14 protein-coding genes, 2 pseudogenes and 2 other annotated features are annotated in these 19,371 nt (G+C 50.7%); of the genes and pseudogenes, 10 read left to right on the forward strand and 6 right to left on the reverse strand.

The window, feature by feature from the left end:
• Positions 1 to 18 precede the first annotated feature (18 nt).
• Positions 19 to 2,081, forward strand: a sequence feature ('Similar to Escherichia coli K12 ornithine decarboxylase isozyme, inducible gi: 1786909 (733 aa). BLAST with identity of 95% in 688 aa. This CDS contains an in-frame stop codon. The sequence has been checked and is believed to be correct.').
• Both speF and potE read left to right on the forward strand, forming a co-directional pair.
• Positions 19 to 2,081, forward strand: a pseudogene (speF, locus tag SF0603). Its footprint overlaps the feature before it by 2,063 nt.
• Positions 2,078 to 3,397 (forward strand): putrescine transporter, encoded by a 1,320-nt coding sequence (gene potE, locus SF0604; protein ID NP_706535.1) that lies wholly within the window; start codon positions 2,078 to 2,080, stop codon positions 3,395 to 3,397. The pseudogene speF and the gene potE overlap by 4 nt, the downstream one beginning before the upstream one ends.
• Positions 3,398 to 3,452: 55 nt before the next feature.
• Here the strand turns inward: potE and pgm are convergent, their stop codons facing one another.
• Both pgm and seqA read right to left on the reverse strand, forming a co-directional pair.
• Positions 3,453 to 5,093 carry a phosphoglucomutase gene (pgm, locus tag SF0605; RefSeq protein ID NP_706536.2) on the reverse strand — a complete coding sequence of 547 codons (1,641 nt, stop codon included), beginning with the start codon at positions 5,091 to 5,093 and terminating at the stop codon, positions 3,453 to 3,455.
• A gap of 25 nt (positions 5,094 to 5,118) precedes the next feature.
• A complete protein-coding gene (gene seqA, locus SF0606; RefSeq protein ID NP_706537.2) occupies positions 5,119 to 5,664 on the reverse strand; it encodes a replication initiation regulator SeqA in 546 nt (181 codons plus the stop codon).
• A 185-nt stretch (positions 5,665 to 5,849) separates the two neighbouring features.
• Here seqA and ybfF point away from each other — a divergent pair, with 185 nt between their 5' ends.
• The 4 genes from ybfF (at position 5,850) to fur (ending at position 8,452) form a co-directional block, all read left to right on the forward strand.
• Positions 5,850 to 6,614: an acyl-CoA esterase gene (gene ybfF, locus SF0607; RefSeq protein ID NP_706538.1), complete on the forward strand. Its 765-nt coding sequence runs from the start codon at positions 5,850 to 5,852 to the stop codon at positions 6,612 to 6,614.
• 70 nt (positions 6,615 to 6,684) lie between these two features.
• Entirely contained in the window at positions 6,685 to 7,047 is a 363-nt protein-coding gene (gene ybfE / locus SF0608; protein ID NP_706539.2) for a LexA regulated protein, read from the forward strand.
• A gap of 139 nt (positions 7,048 to 7,186) precedes the next feature.
• Entirely contained in the window at positions 7,187 to 7,717 is a 531-nt protein-coding gene (fldA, locus tag SF0609) for a flavodoxin FldA (protein NP_706540.2), read from the forward strand.
• Positions 7,718 to 8,005: 288 nt separating this feature from the next.
• Positions 8,006 to 8,452, forward strand: coding sequence for a ferric uptake regulator (gene fur, locus SF0610; RefSeq protein NP_706541.1), 447 nt, complete (start codon positions 8,006 to 8,008; stop codon positions 8,450 to 8,452).
• Between the two features lie 83 nt (positions 8,453 to 8,535).
• On the opposite strand, the gene ybfN is transcribed toward fur, so the two are convergent.
• The 4 genes from ybfN to nagE all read right to left on the reverse strand — a co-directional run bounded on the left by ybfN (position 8,536) and on the right by nagE (position 14,697).
• On the reverse strand, positions 8,536 to 8,862 hold the full coding sequence (gene ybfN, locus SF0611; protein NP_706542.2) for a hypothetical protein: 327 nt from the start codon (positions 8,860 to 8,862) through the stop codon (positions 8,536 to 8,538).
• A gap of 36 nt (positions 8,863 to 8,898) precedes the next feature.
• A complete protein-coding gene (gene ybfM / locus SF0612) occupies positions 8,899 to 10,305 on the reverse strand; it encodes a hypothetical protein (protein NP_706543.1) in 1,407 nt (468 codons plus the stop codon).
• Between the two features lie 578 nt (positions 10,306 to 10,883).
• On the reverse strand, positions 10,884 to 12,548 hold the full coding sequence (gene glnS, locus SF0613) for a glutaminyl-tRNA synthetase (protein NP_706544.1): 1,665 nt from the start codon (positions 12,546 to 12,548) through the stop codon (positions 10,884 to 10,886).
• A gap of 202 nt (positions 12,549 to 12,750) precedes the next feature.
• On the reverse strand, positions 12,751 to 14,697 hold the full coding sequence (nagE, locus tag SF0614; RefSeq protein NP_706545.1) for a PTS system N-acetyl glucosamine specific transporter subunits IIABC: 1,947 nt from the start codon (positions 14,695 to 14,697) through the stop codon (positions 12,751 to 12,753).
• 332 nt (positions 14,698 to 15,029) lie between these two features.
• Between nagE and nagB the strand changes: the two genes are divergently transcribed.
• The 4 genes and pseudogenes from nagB (at position 15,030) to nagD (ending at position 19,067) form a co-directional block, all read left to right on the forward strand.
• Positions 15,030 to 15,830 (forward strand): glucosamine-6-phosphate deaminase, encoded by an 801-nt coding sequence (gene nagB / locus SF0615; protein ID NP_706546.1) that lies wholly within the window; start codon positions 15,030 to 15,032, stop codon positions 15,828 to 15,830.
• 59 nt (positions 15,831 to 15,889) lie between these two features.
• On the forward strand, positions 15,890 to 17,038 hold the full coding sequence (nagA, locus tag SF0616) for an N-acetylglucosamine-6-phosphate deacetylase (protein ID NP_706547.1): 1,149 nt from the start codon (positions 15,890 to 15,892) through the stop codon (positions 17,036 to 17,038).
• Positions 17,039 to 17,046: 8 nt separating this feature from the next.
• The gene (gene nagC, locus SF0617) at positions 17,047 to 18,267 is read left to right on the forward strand and encodes a nag (N-acetylglucosamine) operon transcriptional repressor (RefSeq protein ID NP_706548.1); all 1,221 of its coding nucleotides are present in this window, start codon (positions 17,047 to 17,049) and stop codon (positions 18,265 to 18,267) included.
• A 47-nt stretch (positions 18,268 to 18,314) separates the two neighbouring features.
• Positions 18,315 to 19,067, forward strand: a sequence feature (Similar to Escherichia coli K12 N-acetylglucosamine metabolism gi: 1786890 (251 aa). BLAST with identity of 97% in 251 aa. This CDS contains an in-frame stop codon. The sequence has been checked and is believed to be correct.).
• Positions 18,315 to 19,067: pseudogene (nagD, locus tag SF0618) on the forward strand. It overlaps the preceding feature by 753 nt.
• Positions 19,068 to 19,371: the final 304 nt, after the last annotated feature.

Below are 19,371 nucleotides of genomic sequence, written 5' to 3' on the forward strand. Positions count from 1 at the left end.
GTCAATGATGTTGAACGTGGAAAACTCGATAAAATAGACGCTACTGGCTATGGCATTCCTGTTTTTATTGCAACGGAAAATGAAGAACGTGTACCAGCAGAATATCTGCCACGTATTTCTGGTGTCTTCGAGCATTGCGAATCACGGAAAGAGTTTTATGGACGTCAGTTAGAAACCGCTGCTAGCCATTATGAAACGCAACTGCGCCCGCCCTTCTTCCGCGCACTGGTCGATTATGTCAATCAGGGCAATAGCGCTTTTGACTGCCCGGGTCATCAGGGAGGTGAGTTTTTCCGTCGTCATCCGGCAGGGAATCAGTTCGTGGAGTACTTCGGAGAAACGCTGTTCCGTTCCGACTTATGCAACGCAGACGTAGCAATGGGCGATCTGCTGATTCACGAAGGCGCGCCATGCATTGCACAGCAACATGCGGCAAAAGTGTTTAATGCCGATAAAACATACTTCGTTCTAAATGGCACTTCATCTTCTAACAAAGTGGTTTTAAACGCCCTGCTAACACCGGGTGATCTGGTGCTGTTTGATCGCAATAACCACAAATCTAACCACCACGGAGCGTTGCTACAGGCTGGTGCAACACCGGTTTATCTGGAAACGGCACGTAACCCGTATGGCTTTATCGGTGGCATTGATGCGCACTGTTTTGAAGAAAGTTACCTGCGTGAGCTGATCGCGGAAGTCGCACCGCAGCGGGCAAAAGAGGCTCGTCCTTTCCGCCTCGCTGTGATTCAGTTAGGCACCTACGACGGTACGATTTATAACGCCCGCCAGGTGGTGGATAAAATTGGTCATCTGTGTGACTACATTCTGTTTGACTCCGCATGGGTTGGCTATGAGCAATTTATCCCGATGATGGCTGACTGTTCGCCGCTGTTGCTGGATCTTAATGAGAACGATCCGGGTATTCTAGTTACGCAATCCGTACATAAACAGCAGGCTGGTTTTTCTCAAACTTCACAAATCCATAAAAAAGACAGCCACATCAAAGGGCAACAGCGTTATGTACCGCACAAACGCATGAACAACGCCTTTATGATGCACGCCTCCACCAGCCCGTTCTATCCGCTGTTTGCCGCACTGGATATCAACGCCAAAATGCATGAAGGTGTCAGCGGTCGTAATATGTGGATGGATTGTGTGGTAAATGGCATTAATGCCCGCAAACTGATCCTCGATAACTGTCAGCATATTCGTCCGTTCGTACCTGAACTGGTGGATGGTAAACCCTGGCAGTCGTATGAAACAGCGCAAATTGCGGTTGATCTGCGCTTCTTCCAGTTTGTACCAGGGGAACACTGGCATTCTTTTGAAGGCTATGCAGAGAATCAATACTTTGTCGATCCTTGCAAACTGTTGCTGACAACCCCAGGTATTGATGCACGTAACGGCGAATATGAAGCGTTCGGTGTACCCGCGACGATTCTTGCTAACTTCCTGCGCGAAAATGGCGTAGTGCCGGAAAAATGCGATCTTAACGCCATCCTCTTCCTGCTGACTCCGGCAGAAGATATGGCCAAACTTCAGCAACTTGTGCCCTGCTGGTACGCTTCGAAAAACTGCTTGAGTCCGACGCGCCATTAGCAGAAGTGCTGCCTTCCATCTACAAACAGCATGAAGAGCGCTACGCCGGTTATACCCTGCGTCAGTTGTGCCAGGAAATGCATGATTTGTATGCCCGCCACAACGTGAAACAACTGCAAAAAGAGATGTTCCGCAAAGCGCACTTCCCACACGTCAGCATGAATCCGCAAGAAGCCAACTACGCCTATTTACGCGGTGAAGTGGAGCTGGTTCGTCTACCGGATGCCGAAGGTCGTATCGCTGCCGAAGGGGCGCTTCCTTATCCTCCGGGTGTGCTGTGTGTTGTTCCGGGTGAAATCTGGGGTGGTGCTGTTTTGCGTTACTTCAGCGCTCTGGAAGAAGGGATCAACCTGCTGCCAGGTTTTGCACCGGAGCTGCAGGGTGTCTATATCGAAGAACATGATGGTCGTAAGCAAGTTTGGTGCTATGTCATCAAGCCTCGTGATGCGCAAAGCACCCTGTTGAAAGGGGAAAAATTATGAGTCAGGCTAAATCGAACAAAATGGGCGTCGTTCAGTTAACCATACTGACGATGGTCAACATGATGGGCTCCGGTATCATCATGCTGCCGACAAAGCTTGCCGAAGTTGGGACAATTTCAATTATCTCCTGGCTGGTGACAGCCGTAGGCTCAATGGCACTGGCATGGGCATTCGCAAAATGCGGTATGTTCAGCCGTAAATCAGGTGGTATGGGCGGTTATGCCGAGTATGCTTTCGGTAAATCCGGTAACTTTATTGCGAACTATACCTACGGCGTCTCACTGCTGATTGCTAACGTCGCGATTGCTATTTCGGCGGTTGGTTACGGCACCGAACTGCTCGGCGCGAGTTTGTCGCCAGTGCAGATTGGTCTTGCGACCATCGGGGTGCTGTGGATTTGTACCGTGGCTAACTTTGGTGGTGCGCGCATTACCGGGCAAATCAGTAGCATTACCGTGTGGGGGGGCATTATTCCGGTGGTAGGCCTGTGCATTATCGGCTGGTTCTGGTTTAGCCCGACGCTTTACGTTGATTCCTGGAATCCGCATCATGCACCGTTCTTCAGTGCAGTAGGTTCTTCCATCGCTATGACGCTGTGGGCTTTTCTTGGTCTGGAGTCTGCGTGTGCGAATACTGATGTAGTGGAAAACCCGGAACGTAATGTGCCAATCGCGGTACTCGGCGGTACGTTAGGTGCGGCGGTGATTTATATCGTCTCCACCAACGTGATTGCAGGGATTGTGCCTAATATGGAGCTGGCAAATTCAACGGCACCATTTGGCCTGGCCTTCGCACAGATGTTTACACCAGAAGTGGGTAAAGTCATTATGGCGCTGATGGTGATGTCCTGCTGCGGTTCGCTGCTTGGCTGGCAGTTCACCATTGCCCAGGTGTTTAAATCTTCATCTGATGAAGGCTACTTCCCTAAAATTTTCTCCCGTGTAACCAAAGTGGATGCACCGGTGCAGGGAATGTTGACCATTGTGATTATCCAGAGCGGGTTGGCGCTGATGACGATTAGCCCGTCGCTAAACAGTCAGTTCAACGTGCTGGTTAACCTGGCCGTGGTGACCAATATCATTCCGTATATTCTGTCAATGGCGGCATTAGTCATTATTCAGAAGGTCGCTAATGTGCCCCCCTCAAAAGCGAAAGTTGCAAACTTTGTTGCTTTTGTTGGCGCGATGTATAGCTTTTATGCGCTGTACTCATCCGGGGAAGAAGCCATGCTGTACGGTTCCATCGTGACCTTCCTTGGTTGGACACTGTATGGTCTGGTATCACCACGCTTTGAACTGAAAAATAAACACGGTTAAAAAAGCAAAGTAAAAAAGGGCGATCTTGCGACCGCTCTTTTTTTATTAAATGTGTTTACGCGTTTTTCAGAACTTCGCTAACAATCTCAACCGCTTCTTTCTCAATCTGCTTGCGATGTTCTTCACCGAGGAAGCTTTCGCAGTAGATCTTATATGCGTCTTCCGTGCCTGACGGACGCGCGGCGAACCAGCCGTTGTCAGTCATCACTTTCAGACCGCCAATAGAAGCACCGTTGCCCGGAGCAGCAGTCAGGCGCGCGGTGATCGGGTCACCTGCCAGGGTGCTGGCGCTCACCATTTCCGGAGACAGCTTAGACAGCGCCGCTTTTTGTGCGGAAGTCGCAGCTGCCTGCAAACGGTTGTAGCTCGGCGCACCAAAGCGTTTTGCCAGTTCGTTGTAGTGTTCCTGCGGGTTCTTACCGGTGACAGCGGTGATTTCCGCCGCCAGCAGACACATAATGATGCCGTCTTTGTCGGTGGACCACGGCGTGCCGTCGAAACGCAGGAAGGAAGCCCCTGCGCTCTCTTCGCCGCCAAAGCCGAAGCTGCCGTCGAACAGACCATCAACAAACCATTTGAAACCTACCGGTACTTCTACCAGCTTACGGCCCAAGTCATTGACCACACGGTCGATCATCGCAGAAGAAACCAGCGTTTTACCGACAGCAACATCTTTGCCCCACTGCGGACGATGCTGGAACAGGTAGTTGATCGCCACCGCCAGGTAGTGGTTCGGATTCATCAAACCTGCCGGAGTGACGATACCGTGACGGTCATAATCCGGGTCGTTAGCAAACGCCAGATCGAACTTATCACGCAGTGCCAGCAGACCCGCCATCGCACACTCGGAGGAGCAGTCCATACGGATCGCACCGTCTTTATCGAGGTGCATAAAGCGGAAGGTTTGATCGACCTGATCGTTAACGATGGTCAGGTTGAGGTTGTAATACTCGCCAATGCGCTTCCAGTATTCGATACCGGAACCGCCCAACGGATCAACGCCCAGCGTCAGGCCCGCTTTCTGAATCGCCGCCATATCAACGATATCGGCCAGCCCTTCCACGAACGGCTGCACCAGATCCTGCTCTTTCACATAGCCGGATGCCATCGCTTCGTCGAGGGAGATACGCTTCACGCCTTTCAGGCCATCGGCCATCAGTGCGTTGGCCTTGTCTTCCACCACTTTGGTGACGTTAGTATCAGCCGGGCCACCATTTGGCGGATTGTACTTGATACCACCATCTTCCGGCGGGTTATGGGACGGTGTAATCACGATACCGTCTGCCAGCGGGCCACCTTTTTTATTGTGAACCAGGATGGCATTGGAAACGGCAGGCGTCGGAGTGAAGCCATTGTTTTCCTGCACAATGACATCAACGCCGTTCGCTGCCAGCACTTCCAGTACGGAAATGAACGCAGGCTCGGACAGGGCGTGAGTATCTTTACCCACATAGCAAGGGCCAGTGATGCCGTTTTTCGCACGTTCTTCAGCAATTGCCTGAGCGATCGCCAGAATGTGCGGCTCGTTAAAGCTGTGGCGCGCTGCACTGCCACGGTGACCGGAAGTACCGAATTTCACCGCGTGCTCCGCATTCCCTGCTTCTGGTTTCAGTACATAATATTGCGCCGTCAGTTGGGCGACGTTAATCAAATCACTCTGTTGTGCAGGTTGGCCTGCACGATTGTGGATTGCCATTGCTTTGTCCTTTGTCTGCAACGTTTTAGATAGTTCCGCAAACCTTCTCAATCAATTCCGCCGGGAATTGCATCGACTGCATGATGTGTTCGATCATGCTGCATTTACGGCCGGTGTTGGTGTTGGTGATCACCCAATACGGCGTGCCTGGCACATGTTTCGGCTTGGTCTGATTACCATTTTTCAGCAGCGTTTGTTCATCTGCCGCAAAGTACACGCGTGTACGACCGTGCAACGATTCCGTTGCTTCGGCAAACGCCTGGGCGTCAAGAGAATATAGTGTAGACAACAGCAGCATAAAGCGATTGACCGCTCGCTTTTGCTCTGCGTATTCGTCCGAAAGCAGAAGTTCACGCATTGCGCGAACCTTGTCTTTAATCGTTTTGACCGGCTTCGCTTCGACGATAGCAGGTGACGCAACGCGAACCTCTTTCGTCACCGGAGCAGCAGGCTGTGATGCGGCGGAAAATTTCAACATACGCCGTAAAATGTCGGATGCGCTCTCGCCGATATGCTTAGTGTGGCTGGCAATATAGCTGTAGAGTTCATCATCAACTTCAATCGTTTTCATCTTAATCCAGTGCAGTGTCTTAGCTGAATACAAGTCGCCTAGAGTATATGACATAAATCCCGGCAGCGGATAGCGTCAAGCCTGGCTTGCAGAAAAACTCGGAATAAACCTTATTTGTTGCAGCCCTGTGGCACAATGGTCAACATAATACCCTAACCCGACAACGCGAAAAAAAGAACTTTGCCATGAAATTAAATATCCGCGCGCAAACTGCACAAAACCAGCACAATAATTCTCCCATCGTTCTTGTCCATGGTCTGTTTGGTAGCCTCGACAACCTTGGCGTACTGGCTCGCGATCTGGTAAACGATCACAATATCATCCAGGTTGATATGCGTAACCACGGTCTTTCACCGAGAGAGCCGGTAATGAATTACCCGGCGATGGCGCAGGATCTTGTTGATACCCTGGATGCACTGCAGATCGACAAAGCAACATTTATCGGTCACTCCATGGGCGGTAAAGCGGTAATGGCACTTACTGCACTGGCCCCCGATCGCATCGATAAACTGGTGGCGATCGATATCGCACCGGTCGACTATCACGTACGCCGTCATGATGAGATTTTCGCAGCTATCAACGCGGTCAGTGAATCGGACGCACAAACTCGCCAGCAAGCAGCAGCAATAATGCGCCAGCATCTTAATGAAGAAGGGGTGATTCAGTTTCTGTTGAAATCTTTTGTTGACGGGGAGTGGCGCTTTAACGTGCCGGTATTGTGGGATCAGTATCCGCATATTGTGGGTTGGGAGAAAATCCCGGCATGGGATCACCCTGCCCTGTTTATCCCTGGCGGCAATTCTCCGTATGTTAGCGAGCAGTACCGTGATGATTTACTGGCACAATTTCCACAGGCACGGGCGCATGTGATTGCAGGCGCGGGTCACTGGGTCCATGCTGAAAAACCGGATGCGGTATTACGCGCTATCCGTCGCTATCTCAATGATTAACGCAACTGATTAAAAACCCAGCGTCCGCGTCGCTTTCCGCGCGTGGGCGTTGGCGTGACTCATCGCGCTGATGTATTATGGCGCGCTATCCATCCGGGCAGAGGCCTGGCTGATTGTTTCCCCCGAAGTCACCAAGATCATGGCCAAAGAACAAACGGACCGTACGACATTAGATCTGTTCGCGCACGAGCGTCGACCGGGACGACCGAAAACTAATCCGCTTTCGCGCGATGAACAGCTGCGTATTAATAAACGCAACCAGCTAAAACGCGACAAAGTACGTGGCCTTAAGCGTGTCGAACTGAAGCTGAACGCGGAAGCTGTCGAGGCGCTGAACGAGCTGGCGGAATCGCGTAATATGAGCCGTAGCGAACTGATCGAAGAGATGTTAATGCAGCAACTGGCGGCGCTGCGTAGTCAGGGCATCGTTTAAATTTCCACTTTCATGTAGCACAGTGTGCAGTCCTGCTCGTTTGCTGATTCCGCAAGACTGCCTGTTCTGCTATGATTGCCTTTATCCGTGGGCAATTTTCCACCCCCATTTCAATAAGTTTCAAGAGGTTATTTCACTCATGGCTATCCATGGCATCTTTTTCGGCAGCGACACCGGTAATACCGAAAATATCGCAAAAATGATTCAAAAACAGCTTGGTAAAGACGTTGCCGATGTCCATGACATTGCAAAAAGCAGCAAAGAAGATCTGGAAGCTTACGACATTCTGCTGCTGGGCATCCCAACCTGGTATTACGGCGAAGCGCAGTGTGACTGGGATGACTTCTTCCCGACTCTCGAAGAGATTGATTTCAATGGTAAACTGGTTGCGCTGTTTGGTTGTGGTGACCAGGAAGATTACGCCGAATATTTCTGCGACGCATTGGGCACCATCCGCGACATCATTGAACCGCGCGGCGCAACCATCGATGCTGACTGGCCAACTGCGGGCTATCATTTCCAAGCATCAAAAGGTCTGGCGGATGACGACCACTTTGTCGGTCTGGCTATCGACGAAGACCGTCACCCGGAACTGACCGCTGATCGTGTAGAAAAATGGGTTAAACAGATTTCTGAAGAGTTGCATCTCGACGAAATTCTTAATGCCTGATGTGATGCGGCGTAGACTCATGTCTACGCCGTATTAATAGATAATGCCAATCAAAATAATTGCTACAAATTTGTAACTTTTGCTGTTGTACCTATACAATGTCCCAGTGTTCAAGTGGCCTTGCCGTTGTAAATGTAAGCTGTGCCACGTTTTTATTAACAATATTTGCCAGGGACTTGTGGTTTTCATTTAGGCGTGGCAATTCTATAATGATACACATTCCCTCAGGAGCAAATTCTGTCACTTCTTCTAATGAAGTGAACCGCTTAGTAACAGGACAGATTCCGCATGACTGATAACAATACCGCCCTAAAGAAAGCTGGCCTGAGAGTAACGCTTCCTCGTTTAAAAATCCTGGAAGTTCTTCAGGAGCCGGACAACCATCACGTCAGTGCGGAAGATTTATACAAACGTCTGATCGATATGGGTGAAGAAATTGGTCTGGCTACGGTATATCGCGTACTGAACCAGTTTGACGACGCTGGTATCGTCACCCGCCACAATTTTGAAGGCGGTAAATCCGTATTTGAACTGACACAGCAACATCACCACGATCACCTGATTTGCCTCGACTGCGGCAAGGTTATCGAATTTAGTGATGATTCCATCGAAGCGCGTCAGGGGGAAATTGCCGCAAAACATGGCATTCGCCTGACTAACCACAGTCTCTATCTTTACGGTCACTGTGCCGAAGGCGATTGCCGCGAAGATGAGCACGCGCACGAAGGCAAATAAGCCAGCCTGAACGAGAAAAGCCAACCTGCGGGTTGGCTTTTTTATACAAGGGAAATAAGAAAAGCGAGAGTTACAGCTCTCACTTATTTGTTATTACTGCGTATTTCCTGCCAGACCTTATCACAATCGGCTTTCACCGCCTGATCATTTCCGGTTTGCGTTGCACGCAGACACTGCTGATAATCCAGTACGCGTACACTTTCCTGGTCGGCAAACTGCTGATGTTGTTTCTCTTTCTTCAGCACGTTTAACACGCTCTGGCAGGCTTCAATTTTTTCTGGCGAACCTTGCGCGGTGTTGATACAGGCGCTGTATGCCTCTTTCAGACGGCTGTCTTCCTGTGGTGCGGTTGATTGCGCACAAGCTACCAGCCCCGATGCCATCATGGCGATGAGAATCAGTTTTTTCATTGAATGCGGCAGGCACAAAACCTGCCGCGTCGGGCATCAGAAGATGGTGAATGGTGCGATTACCATAAATTTCACGTCACGCTCATCCTGGAAGATGTTACCGTAACCGCCGCCCCAGCTTGGGATGTCGGAGTGGTTGTCGTATTCGGTGAAGTGCAGTTTGAACATCGTGCCTTTGGCGCGACCGTCCTGAATGGTGTAGACCGCATCCAGGCTGTAGGCAGACTCTTCAATAGTCCGGTTTTTGTCGTAGTACGCATCCGGATTGCTCTGCCAGGTCGCAGGTTTAGCATCCCATGCGTAAACGTAGGAAGCGCCGATGGCGAAGCCTGGAAGATTCCAGTTTTTCAGGTCATACATCGCACTGAAGAAGACCGCTTTTTCGCCGTTAGCGTTGAAGTCGGAACGGTTATCCCACCAGATATCCAGGCGGCCGTTGGAGGAAGCGTAGGTTGGGGTCATACGTTGCAGGAAGTATCCCTGCTGACTGTCAGCCTTAATCCAGGTGCCTTCGAGGCGCAAATCCACTACGTCAGCCGCCCGGTAACCAAAGGTCAACGCTTGCAGCCAGGCGGTGCCGTCATAAAGATCGTTGACGCTGCGATCGTCAACTTTATCGCGGGTACCATAGAACTGGTAGCTGGTGGTTAACGGGCTACCGGCGATATCAAATTTGTAGCTGGCTTTGGCAAAATATTGATCGATATACCCTTCCGCCTGACCAAATGCCGCTTCCAGTACGAAGTTATTTTTGAAGTCGTATTTCGCACCGATGGAGTGCAGATAATCAACTTTGGTGGTTTTATCGTTCTGATAAAACTCATCCATTTCCAGATGCCACGGCGCTTTGTATTCGTTGGTCCACATGTAGGAGAAACTCAAGGCACCAGCATCGCCGTAATCAAAATTCGCCCCGGCTTCCGCCCCCTGATAAGTACCCGGCATAAAGCTCCAGTGCGGCGCTAACAGCGTTTGACCGGTTGGCTGAATGTAACCTGCCCTCGCCCAAACCGGACCGTATTTAAATTTGGCCGCAGCTTTATACAGGCTTATACCGCTTTTGTCGCCGGACCAGTCTTCGTCATAGGCTTTATTACTTTTTGAAAACGCGATTTCGTTCGGGTGGGAGCTGTCGCCGTTTTCCGCCATTTCAATCGCCGTAAACGCAGCAATATCAAGGCCGAACATATCAGCAGCATAACCGGACTGAAAATCGAGGTTGGCATTCCAGGTGGAGTGAGAAAGGTTGGTTTTGTATTTGTCGCCGTCGGTAACATCTTTACGGTCGCGTTCACGCTGCCAGTAATAGATACCGCCGGTTAAGGTTGAATCGTCGATGAATCCTTCGGCGCGAGCCTCCGGCATTGCCATAAAGCCCGACATTGCTGTAACACCGGCAATAGCCAGCGCCAGCGTACTACGTTTGCCACTAAACGTACGCATGGGTTAATCCTCTTTGACGTATAAATTGCTGCACCAAAGGTGAACAGCGAAAAAAAATAAAAATTAAAAAAGTAGCGTTGAGAAAAGTCTCGCTGACTACAGGAACAGACTATTTTTCGCGACGCGAATTATCAATCTCTTTCTGTAACCAGAATGTAAGAACATGAGCAACCGCACATATTTTGATGATTTTTGTTACAAGGCTTAAGTTTGCGGTTGAAAGGCTTGCAGAAGAATAAAAACGTGAAATTCCAGCAAGATGAAAGCGGTTACATTTTATTTAATTATGTTTTGTGATTTTAAATTTATTTTATGGATAAATTGCGAAGCGGAATTAATTCGCGAAGAAAAGCAGAAAAAACGCCGCAGAGCGCGGCGTTTGGGATTGTTTGCTATTTCTTGCCGGATGCGGCGTGAACGCCTTATCCGGCCTACAAAAGCACGCAAATTCAATATATTGCAGAGATCATGTAGGCCTGATAAGCGAAGCGCATCAGGCAATTTAGCGTTTGAAATTTATTGTCTATTTATTGCCGGATGCGACGTAAATGCCTCACCCGGCTTGGTAGAACTTAAAATTACTCGCCTACTTTCGCCCAGGTATCACGCAGCCCAACGGTGCGGTTAAATACCGGTTTTTCGGCCGTGGAATGGCGGCTGTCGAGGCAGAAGTAACCTTCACGCTCAAACTGGAATGCTTTACCCGCAACCGCATCTTTCAGCGACGGTTCAGCAAAGCCCTGTTTGATCACCAGCGATTCCGGGTTAATCACCGACAGGAAATCATCCGCAGCACCTGGGTTAGGCACGCTGAACAGACGATCATACAAACGGATTTCAACCGGCAGCGCATGTGCCGCGCTCACCCAGTGAATAACACCTTTGACTTTACGACCATCTGCCGGATCTTTGCTTAAGGTGTCGGCGTCATAAGTACAGAAGATGGTGGTGATATTACCTTCGGCATCTTTCTCCACGCGTTCAGCCTTAATGACGTAAGCATTACGCAGACGCACTTCTTTACCCAGCACCAGACGTTTGTACTGCTTGTTAGCTTCTTCGCGGAAATCGGCGCGATCGATCCAAATTTCACCGCTAAACGGCACCTGACGGCTCCCCATTTCCGGTTTGTTCGGATGGTTCGGCATGGTGACCATTTCGCCTTCGCCCTGATAGTTTTCGATAACCAGTTTCACCGGATCGATAACCGCCATTGCGCGCGGCGCATTTTCGTTGAGATCTTCACGGATGCAGGATTCCAGCGACGCCATCTCAATGGTGTTGTCCTGCTTGGTCACGCCGATGCGTTTGCAGAACTCACGAATAGAAGCCGCAGTGTAACCACGACGACGCAGACCGGAAATGGTCGGCATACGCGGGTCATCCCAGCCTTCAACGTGCTTGTCGGTCACCAGCAGGTTCAGCTTACGCTTGGACATCACAGTGTATTCCAGATTCAGGCGCGAGAATTCGTACTGGCGCGGATGAACAGGAATGGTGATGTTATCCAGTACCCAGTCGTACAGACGACGGTTGTCCTGGAACTCAAGCGTACACAGAGAGTGCGTAATACCTTCCAGCGCATCGCTGATGCAATGGGTGAAGTCGTACATCGGGTAGATGCACCACTTGTTGCCAGTCTGGTGGTGTTCAGCAAATTTAATGCGGTACAGCACCGGATCGCGCATTACGATAAATGGCGACGCCATGTCGATTTTCGCACGCAGGCAGGCTTTACCTTCTTCAAAACCACCGGCACGCATTTTTTCGAACAGCGCCAAGTTCTCTTCAACGCTGCGGTCGCGGTACGGGCTGTTTTTACCCGGCTGCGTCAGGGTACCGCGGTATTCGCGGATCTGTTCCGGTGTCAGTTCATCAACGTACGCCAGGCCTTTATTGATCAGTTCGATCGCATAGGCGTGGAGCTGATCAAAATAATCGGAGGAGTAACGGACGTTACCAGACCAGTGAAAACCTAACCACTCTACGTCGTTTTTGATCGAATCGACATACTCGATATCTTCTTTTACCGGGTTAGTGTCGTCGAAACGCAGGTTGCACTGGCCTTTATAGTCCTGGGCGATCCCGAAGTTCAGGCAGATAGATTTCGCATGGCCAATATGCAGATAGCCATTCGGCTCCGGCGGGAAACGGGTGTGTACTGTGATGTGCTTACCACTGGCCAGATCTTCATCGATGATCTGACGGATAAAGTTAGTCGGGCGGGCTTCTGCCTCACTCATCGTGGATTCCTCAAAGCGTAAACAACGTATAACGGCGTATGATCTTATAAGCGGGACAGGCTGACAACTGTTAGTTTTTTAAAATTGATAATCTAACAAGGATTATGGGGATGATTGATGAAAAAAAAAGCGGCAGAGAAGATCTCCACCGCTTGTCATTGTTGGATGCGACGCTGCCGTGTCGCATCAGGCATAAAGCAGATTACTTTTTGATTTCATACAGCGGTGTTTGACCCGCCACAACATGGCCCTGAGCTTTAATGAGCAAGCCACTGAAATCGTCGATATTGCTGCAAACCACCGGGCTAATCATCGAGCGGGCGTTAGCGTTCAGGTAATCCAGATCCATTTCCAGAATCGGTTGCCCTGCGCTTACCTGCGCACCCTCTTCCACCAGACGTTTAAAGCCTTTACCTTCCAGCGCTACGGTGTCGATACCCATATGGACGACGATCTCCGCGCCTTTTTCGGTTTCCAGGCAGAACGCGTGGTTGGTGTTGAAGATTTTCACGATTGTCCCTGCGGCTGGTGATACGACGATTTTATCTGTCGGTTTCACCGCCACACCGTCACCCACCGCTTTGCTGGCGAATGCTTCGTCAGGAACCTGATCCAGTGCCACGACATCACCGGTAATCGGCGATACCAGCTCCGCGATAGATACCGCGTTTGGTACAGCCTGCGGTTTTGCTACAGGCGCGGCAGTTGCCGGAGTTGCTTCAGCTGACGCAGCGGCTACCGGACCACGGGCAACGACTTTCTTCATCGCATCGCCGATGGATTCTGCTTTCGCGCCAACAATCACCTGAATAGTCTGTTTGTTCAGTTTCACTACACCAGAAGCACCCAGACGTTTACACATCGTATCGTTGACGCGGGCAGAGTCAGCCACGGTCAGGCGCAGACGGGTAATACAGGCATCAATCGCTTTCAGGTTGTCAGTACCGCCAACCGCAGCAATATAGTTGGTTGCCAGTTGAGTCAGACATGAATCAGTATTGCTGTTGGCTTCTTCAGTAACGATCTCGTCTTCTTTATCTTCACGACCCGGCGTTTTCAGGTTGAACATGCGGATAACCAAACTGAACACCACGAAGTAGATAGCGAAGAAGATAACGCCCATCACCAGCAGCATCCAGACGTTCTGGCTGGCGGCAGGCAGGTTATACATCAACGCGTAGTCGATAGCACCCGCAGAGAAAGAGAAGCCGGCATGGATACCCAGCAGCGTTGCCACAAACAGGCTGATACCGGTCAGCAGTGCGTGCAGGAGGTACAGCAGCGGCGCAAGGAACATGAACAGGAATTCCAGCGGCTCAGTCACACCGGTCAGGAACGCAGTAACAGCAACAGAAAGCAGCATCCCGCCAACCATCGGACGACGCTCTTTCGGTGCTGCGAAGTACATCGCCAGCGCCGCACCCGGCAGACCGAACATCATGATCGGGAAGAAGCCGGACATGAACATCCCCGCGGTGCCGTCACCAGCGTAGAAACGGTTGATGTCGCCGTGGAAAACCGTACCCGCCGCGTTGGTGAATTCACCAATCTGGAACCAGGCGATGGTGTTCAGCACCTGATGCAGACCGGTTGGGATCAGCAGACGGTTGATGAAACCAAAGATACCGGAACCCAGCGCGCCCGCAGAAACGATCCACTCGCCGCCTGCATGGATAGCGTGCTGTACCGGCGGCCAGACGTAACCAAAAATGGCCGCCAGCACCAGACAGAAGAAGCCGGTGGCGATCGGCACAAAGCGTTTGCCGCCGAAGAAGCTCAGGAAGTCCGGCAGTTTAATATCGGACCAACGGTTATAGGCTGCGCCACCAACCAGACCGGTAATGATACCCGCCAGTACACCCATGTTAATTTCTGGGTTGATGGTCACCATCGCTTTGGTTAACACAAAGTAACCTACCGCACCCGCCAGCGCCGCCGCACCTGCGCTGTCTTTCGACCAGCTGGATGCCACACCGATGGCGAAGATTAATGCGAGGTTATCAAAAATTGCACCGCCCGCCTGGGCAATAAACGCAACGTTAAGTAAATCTGGCTGACCGAATCGCAGCAACAGCGCCGCCACCGGCAGCACCGCGATAGGGAGCTGTAACGCCCTACCGAGTCGCTGGAAAAAACCTAAAATATTCATCTTATTCCCCCTACGAGAACCCTATTTGGCTCGTTTAAAGCCGTATTTTTATTTTGCTGCAAATTTTACTGCCGATGTTCTGTAATCAGATTGTTAGATCATCTGCTACAGAGTGTGTGAAAATTTAATTCGCATCGCAAATTAAACGCGTGTCTTTTGTGAGTTTTGTCACCAAATATCGTTATCATCACTCCCTTTTACTGGCTAAACCAGAAAACTTATTTTATCATTCAAAAAATCAAGTCGGATTGACGCCTGTCTGCGCAAATCCAGGTTACGCTTAAAGATGTCTAATCCGCCAACGGCTTACATTTTACTTATTGAGGTGAATAATGAGACTGATCCCCCTGACTACCGCTGAACAGGTCGGCAAATGGGCTGCTCGCCATATCGTCAATCGTATCAATGCGTTCAAACCAACTGCCGATCGTCCGTTTGTACTGGGCCTGCCGACTGGCGGCACGCCGATGACCACCTATAAAGCGTTAGTCGAAATGCATAAAGCAGGCCAGGTCAGCTTTAAGCACGTTGTCACCTTCAACATGGACGAATATGTCGGTCTGCCGAAAGAGCATCCGGAAAGCTACTACAGCTTTATGCACCGTAATTTCTTCGATCACGTTGATATTCCAGCAGAAAACATCAACCTTCTCAACGGCAATGCCCCGGATATCGATGCCGAGTGCCGCCAGTATGAAGAAAAAATCCGTTCTTACGGAAAAATTCATCTGTTTATGGGCGGTGTAGGTAACGACGGTCATATTGCATTTAACGAACCGGCGTCTTCTCTGGCTTCTCGTACTCGTATCAAAACCCTGACTCATGACACTCGCGTCGCGAACTCTCGTTTCTTTGATAACGATGTCAATCAGGTGCCAAAATATGCCCTGACTGTCGGTGTTGGTACACTGCTGGATGCCGAAGAAGTGATGATTATGGTGCTGGGTAGCCAGAAAGCACTGGCGCTGCAGGCCGCCGTTGAAGGTTGCGTGAACCATATGTGGACCATCAGCTGTCTGCAACTGCATCCGAAAGCGATCATGGTGTGCGATGAACCTTCCACCATGGAGCTGAAAGTTAAGACTTTAAGATATTTCAATGAATTAGAAGCAGAAAATATCAAAGGTCTGTAATTGTTATCCCTGCCCTGGTTCCTTGCTCAGGGCAATATTTTTTAAAATCGGGGGGCAGAATGTATGCATTAACCCAGGGCCGGATCTTTACCGGCCACGAATTTCTTGATGACCACGCGGTTGTTATCGCTGATGGCCTGATTAAAAGCGTCTGTCCGGTAGCGGAACTGCCGCCAGAGATCGAACAACGTTCACTGAACGGGGCCATTCTCTCCCCCGGTTTTATCGATGTGCAGTTAAACGGCTGCGGCGGCGTACAGTTTAACGACACCGCTGAAGCGGTCAGCGTGGAAACGCTGGAAATCATGCAGAAAGCCAATGAGAAATCAGGCTGTACTAACTATCTGCCGACGCTTATCACCACCAGCGATGAGCTGATGAAACAGGGCGTGCGCGTTATGCGTGAGTACCTGGCAAAACATCCGAATCAGGCGTTAGGTCTGCATCTGGAAGGTCCGTGGCTGAATCTGGTAAAAAAAGGCACCCATAATCCGAATTTTGTGCGTAAGCCTGATGCCGCGCTGGTCGATTTCCTGTGTGAAAACGCCGACGTCATTACCAAAGTGACCCTGGCACCGGAAATGGTTCCTGCGGAAGTCATCAGCAAACTGGCAAATGCCGGGATTGTGGTTTCTGCCGGTCACTCCAACGCGACGTTGAAAGAAGCAAAAGCCGGTTTCCGCGCGGGGATTACCTTTGCCACCCATCTGTACAACGCGATGCCGTATATTACCGGTCGTGAACCGGGCCTGGCGGGCGCGATCCTCGACGAAGCTGACATTTATTGCGGTATTATCGCTGATGGCCTGCATGTTGATTACGCCAACATTCGTAACGCTAAACGCCTTAAAGGCGACAAACTGTGTCTGGTTACCGACGCCACCGCGCCAGCAGGTGCCAACATTGAACAGTTCATTTTTGCGGGTAAAACAATATACTACCGTAACGGACTTTGTGTGGATGAGAACGGTACGTTAAGCGGTTCATCCTTAACCATGATTGAAGGCGTGCGTAATCTGGTCGAACATTGCGGTATCGCACTGGATGAAGTGCTGCGTATGGCGACGCTCTATCCGGCGCGTGCGATTGACGTTGAAAAACGTCTCGGCACGCTCGCCGCAGGTAAAGTAGCCAACCTGACCGCATTCACACCTGATTTTAAAATCACCAAGACCATCGTTAACGGTAACGAGGTCGTAACTCAATAAGAGAAAGTATGACACCAGGCGGACAAGCTCAGATAGGTAATGTTGATCTCGTAAAACAGCTTAACAGCGCGGCGGTTTATCGCCTGATTGACCAGTACGGGCCAATCTCGCGGATTCAGATTGCCGAGCAAAGCCAGCTTGCCCCCGCCAGCGTAACCAAAATTACGCGTCAGCTTATCGAACGCGGGCTGATCAAAGAAGTTGATCAGCAGGCCTCCACCGGGGGCCGCCGCGCTATCTCCATCGTCACCGAAACCCGCAATTTCCACGCAATCGGCGTACGGCTTGGTCGTCATGACGCCACCATCACTCTGTTTGATCTCAGCAGCAAAGTGCTGGCAGAAGAACATTACCCGCTGCCGGAACGTACCCAGCAGACGCTGGAACATGCCCTGCTGAATGCCATTGCTCAGTTTATTGATAGCTACCAGCGCAAGCTGCGCGAGCTAATCGCCATTTCGGTGATCCTGCCAGGGCTTGTTGACCCGGACAGCGGCAAAATTCATTACATGCCGCATATTCAGGTAGAAAACTGGGGGCTGGTAGAAGCACTGGAAGAACGTTTTAAAGTGACCTGTTTCGTTGGTCACGATATCCGTAGTCTGGCGCTGGCGGAGCACTACTTCGGTGCAAGTCAGGATTGCGAAGACTCCATTCTGGTGCGTGTCCATCGCGGAACCGGGGCCGGGATTATCTCTAACGGGCGCATTTTTATTGGCCGCAACGGTAACGTCGGTGAAATTGGCCATATTCAGGTCGAACCGCTGGGTGAACGCTGCCACTGCGGCAACTTTGGCTGCCTGGAAACTATCGCCGCCAACGCTGCCATTGAACAACGGGTGTTGAATCTGTTAAAGCAGGGCTACCAGAGCCGTGTGCCACTGGACGACTGCACCATCAAAACTATCTGCAAAGCCGCGAACAAAGGCGATAGCCTGGCCTCGGAAGTGATTGAGTATGTCGGTCGTCATCTGGGTAAAACCATCGCCATTGCTATCAACTTATTTAATCCGCAAAAAATTGTTATTGCTGGTGAAATCACCGAAGCCGATAAAGTGCTGCTCCCTGCTATTGAAAGCTGCATTAATACCCAAGCGCTGAAGGCGTTTCGTACTAATCTGCCGGTGGTACGTTCTGAGCTGGATCACCGCTCGGCAATCGGCGCTTTTGCGCTGGTAAAACGCGCCATGCTCAACGGTATTTTGCTCCAGCATTTGCTGGAAAATTAATGTGCTTTTATAGTGGCGCTTATTGTTGTCAATATTCTGGGTAGTCCATGACCATTAAAAATGTAATTTGCGATATCGACGGCGTGCTGATGCACGATAACGTCGCCGTACCGGGTGCAGCGGAATTTTTGCACGGGATTATGGATAAAGGCCTGCCGCTGGTGTTGCTGACCAACTATCCTTCGCAGACTGGGCAAGATCTGGCGAACCGCTTTGCCACTGCCGGTGTCGATGTGCCGGATAGCGTGTTTTATACCTCTGCGATGGCGACCGCCGATTTCCTGCGTCGCTAGGAAGGCAAGAAAGCGTATGTGGTGGGCGAAGGCGCACTGATTCATGAACTGTACAAAGCCGGTTTCACTATTACCGATGTGAACCCTGATTTCGTGATTGTTGGCGAAACACGTTCCTACAACTGGGACATGATTCATAAAGCAGCCTATTTCGTCGCTAACGGTGCACGCTTTATCGCCACCAACCCGGACACCCACGGGCGCGGTTTTTATCCCGCTTGTGGCGCGTTGTGTGCAGGGATTGAGAAAATCTCCGGGCGCAAACCGTTCTATGTTGGTAAGCCCAGCCCGTGGATCATCCGCGCGGCATTAAACAAAATGCAGGCGCATTCGGAAGAAACAGTGATTGTCGGCGATAACCTGCGTACCGATATTCTGGCGGGCTTCCAGGCCGGTCTGGAGACGATTCTGGTGCTTTCTGGTGTTTCATCGCTCGACGATATCGACAGTATGCCGTTCCGCCCAAGCTGGATTTACCCGTCAGTCGCTGAAATCGACGTTATCTGAATACCACCCACGTCTGCGGACGTGGTTGGCTCTGATGACAAACGCCAAACTGCCTGATGCGCTACGCTTATCAGGCCTACGCAGCTCCTGCAATATATTGAATTTTCATGCTTTTGTAGGCCGGATAAGGCGTTCACGCCGCATCCGGCATGAACAAATCGCACTTTATCAGCAATTTGGCCCCCGTAAAATATAACCATTCAATAAAACCCGCTAAAAATTATCGATTCATCAATAAATACATCCTCACACCAGACCCTTTTTCACCAATCGACAATCACCATTACGTTTTTTATTTTTGCAC

The sequence above is a fragment of the Shigella flexneri 2a str. 301 genome, from assembly GCF_000006925.2.
Taxonomy (GTDB): domain Bacteria; phylum Pseudomonadota; class Gammaproteobacteria; order Enterobacterales; family Enterobacteriaceae; genus ECMA0423.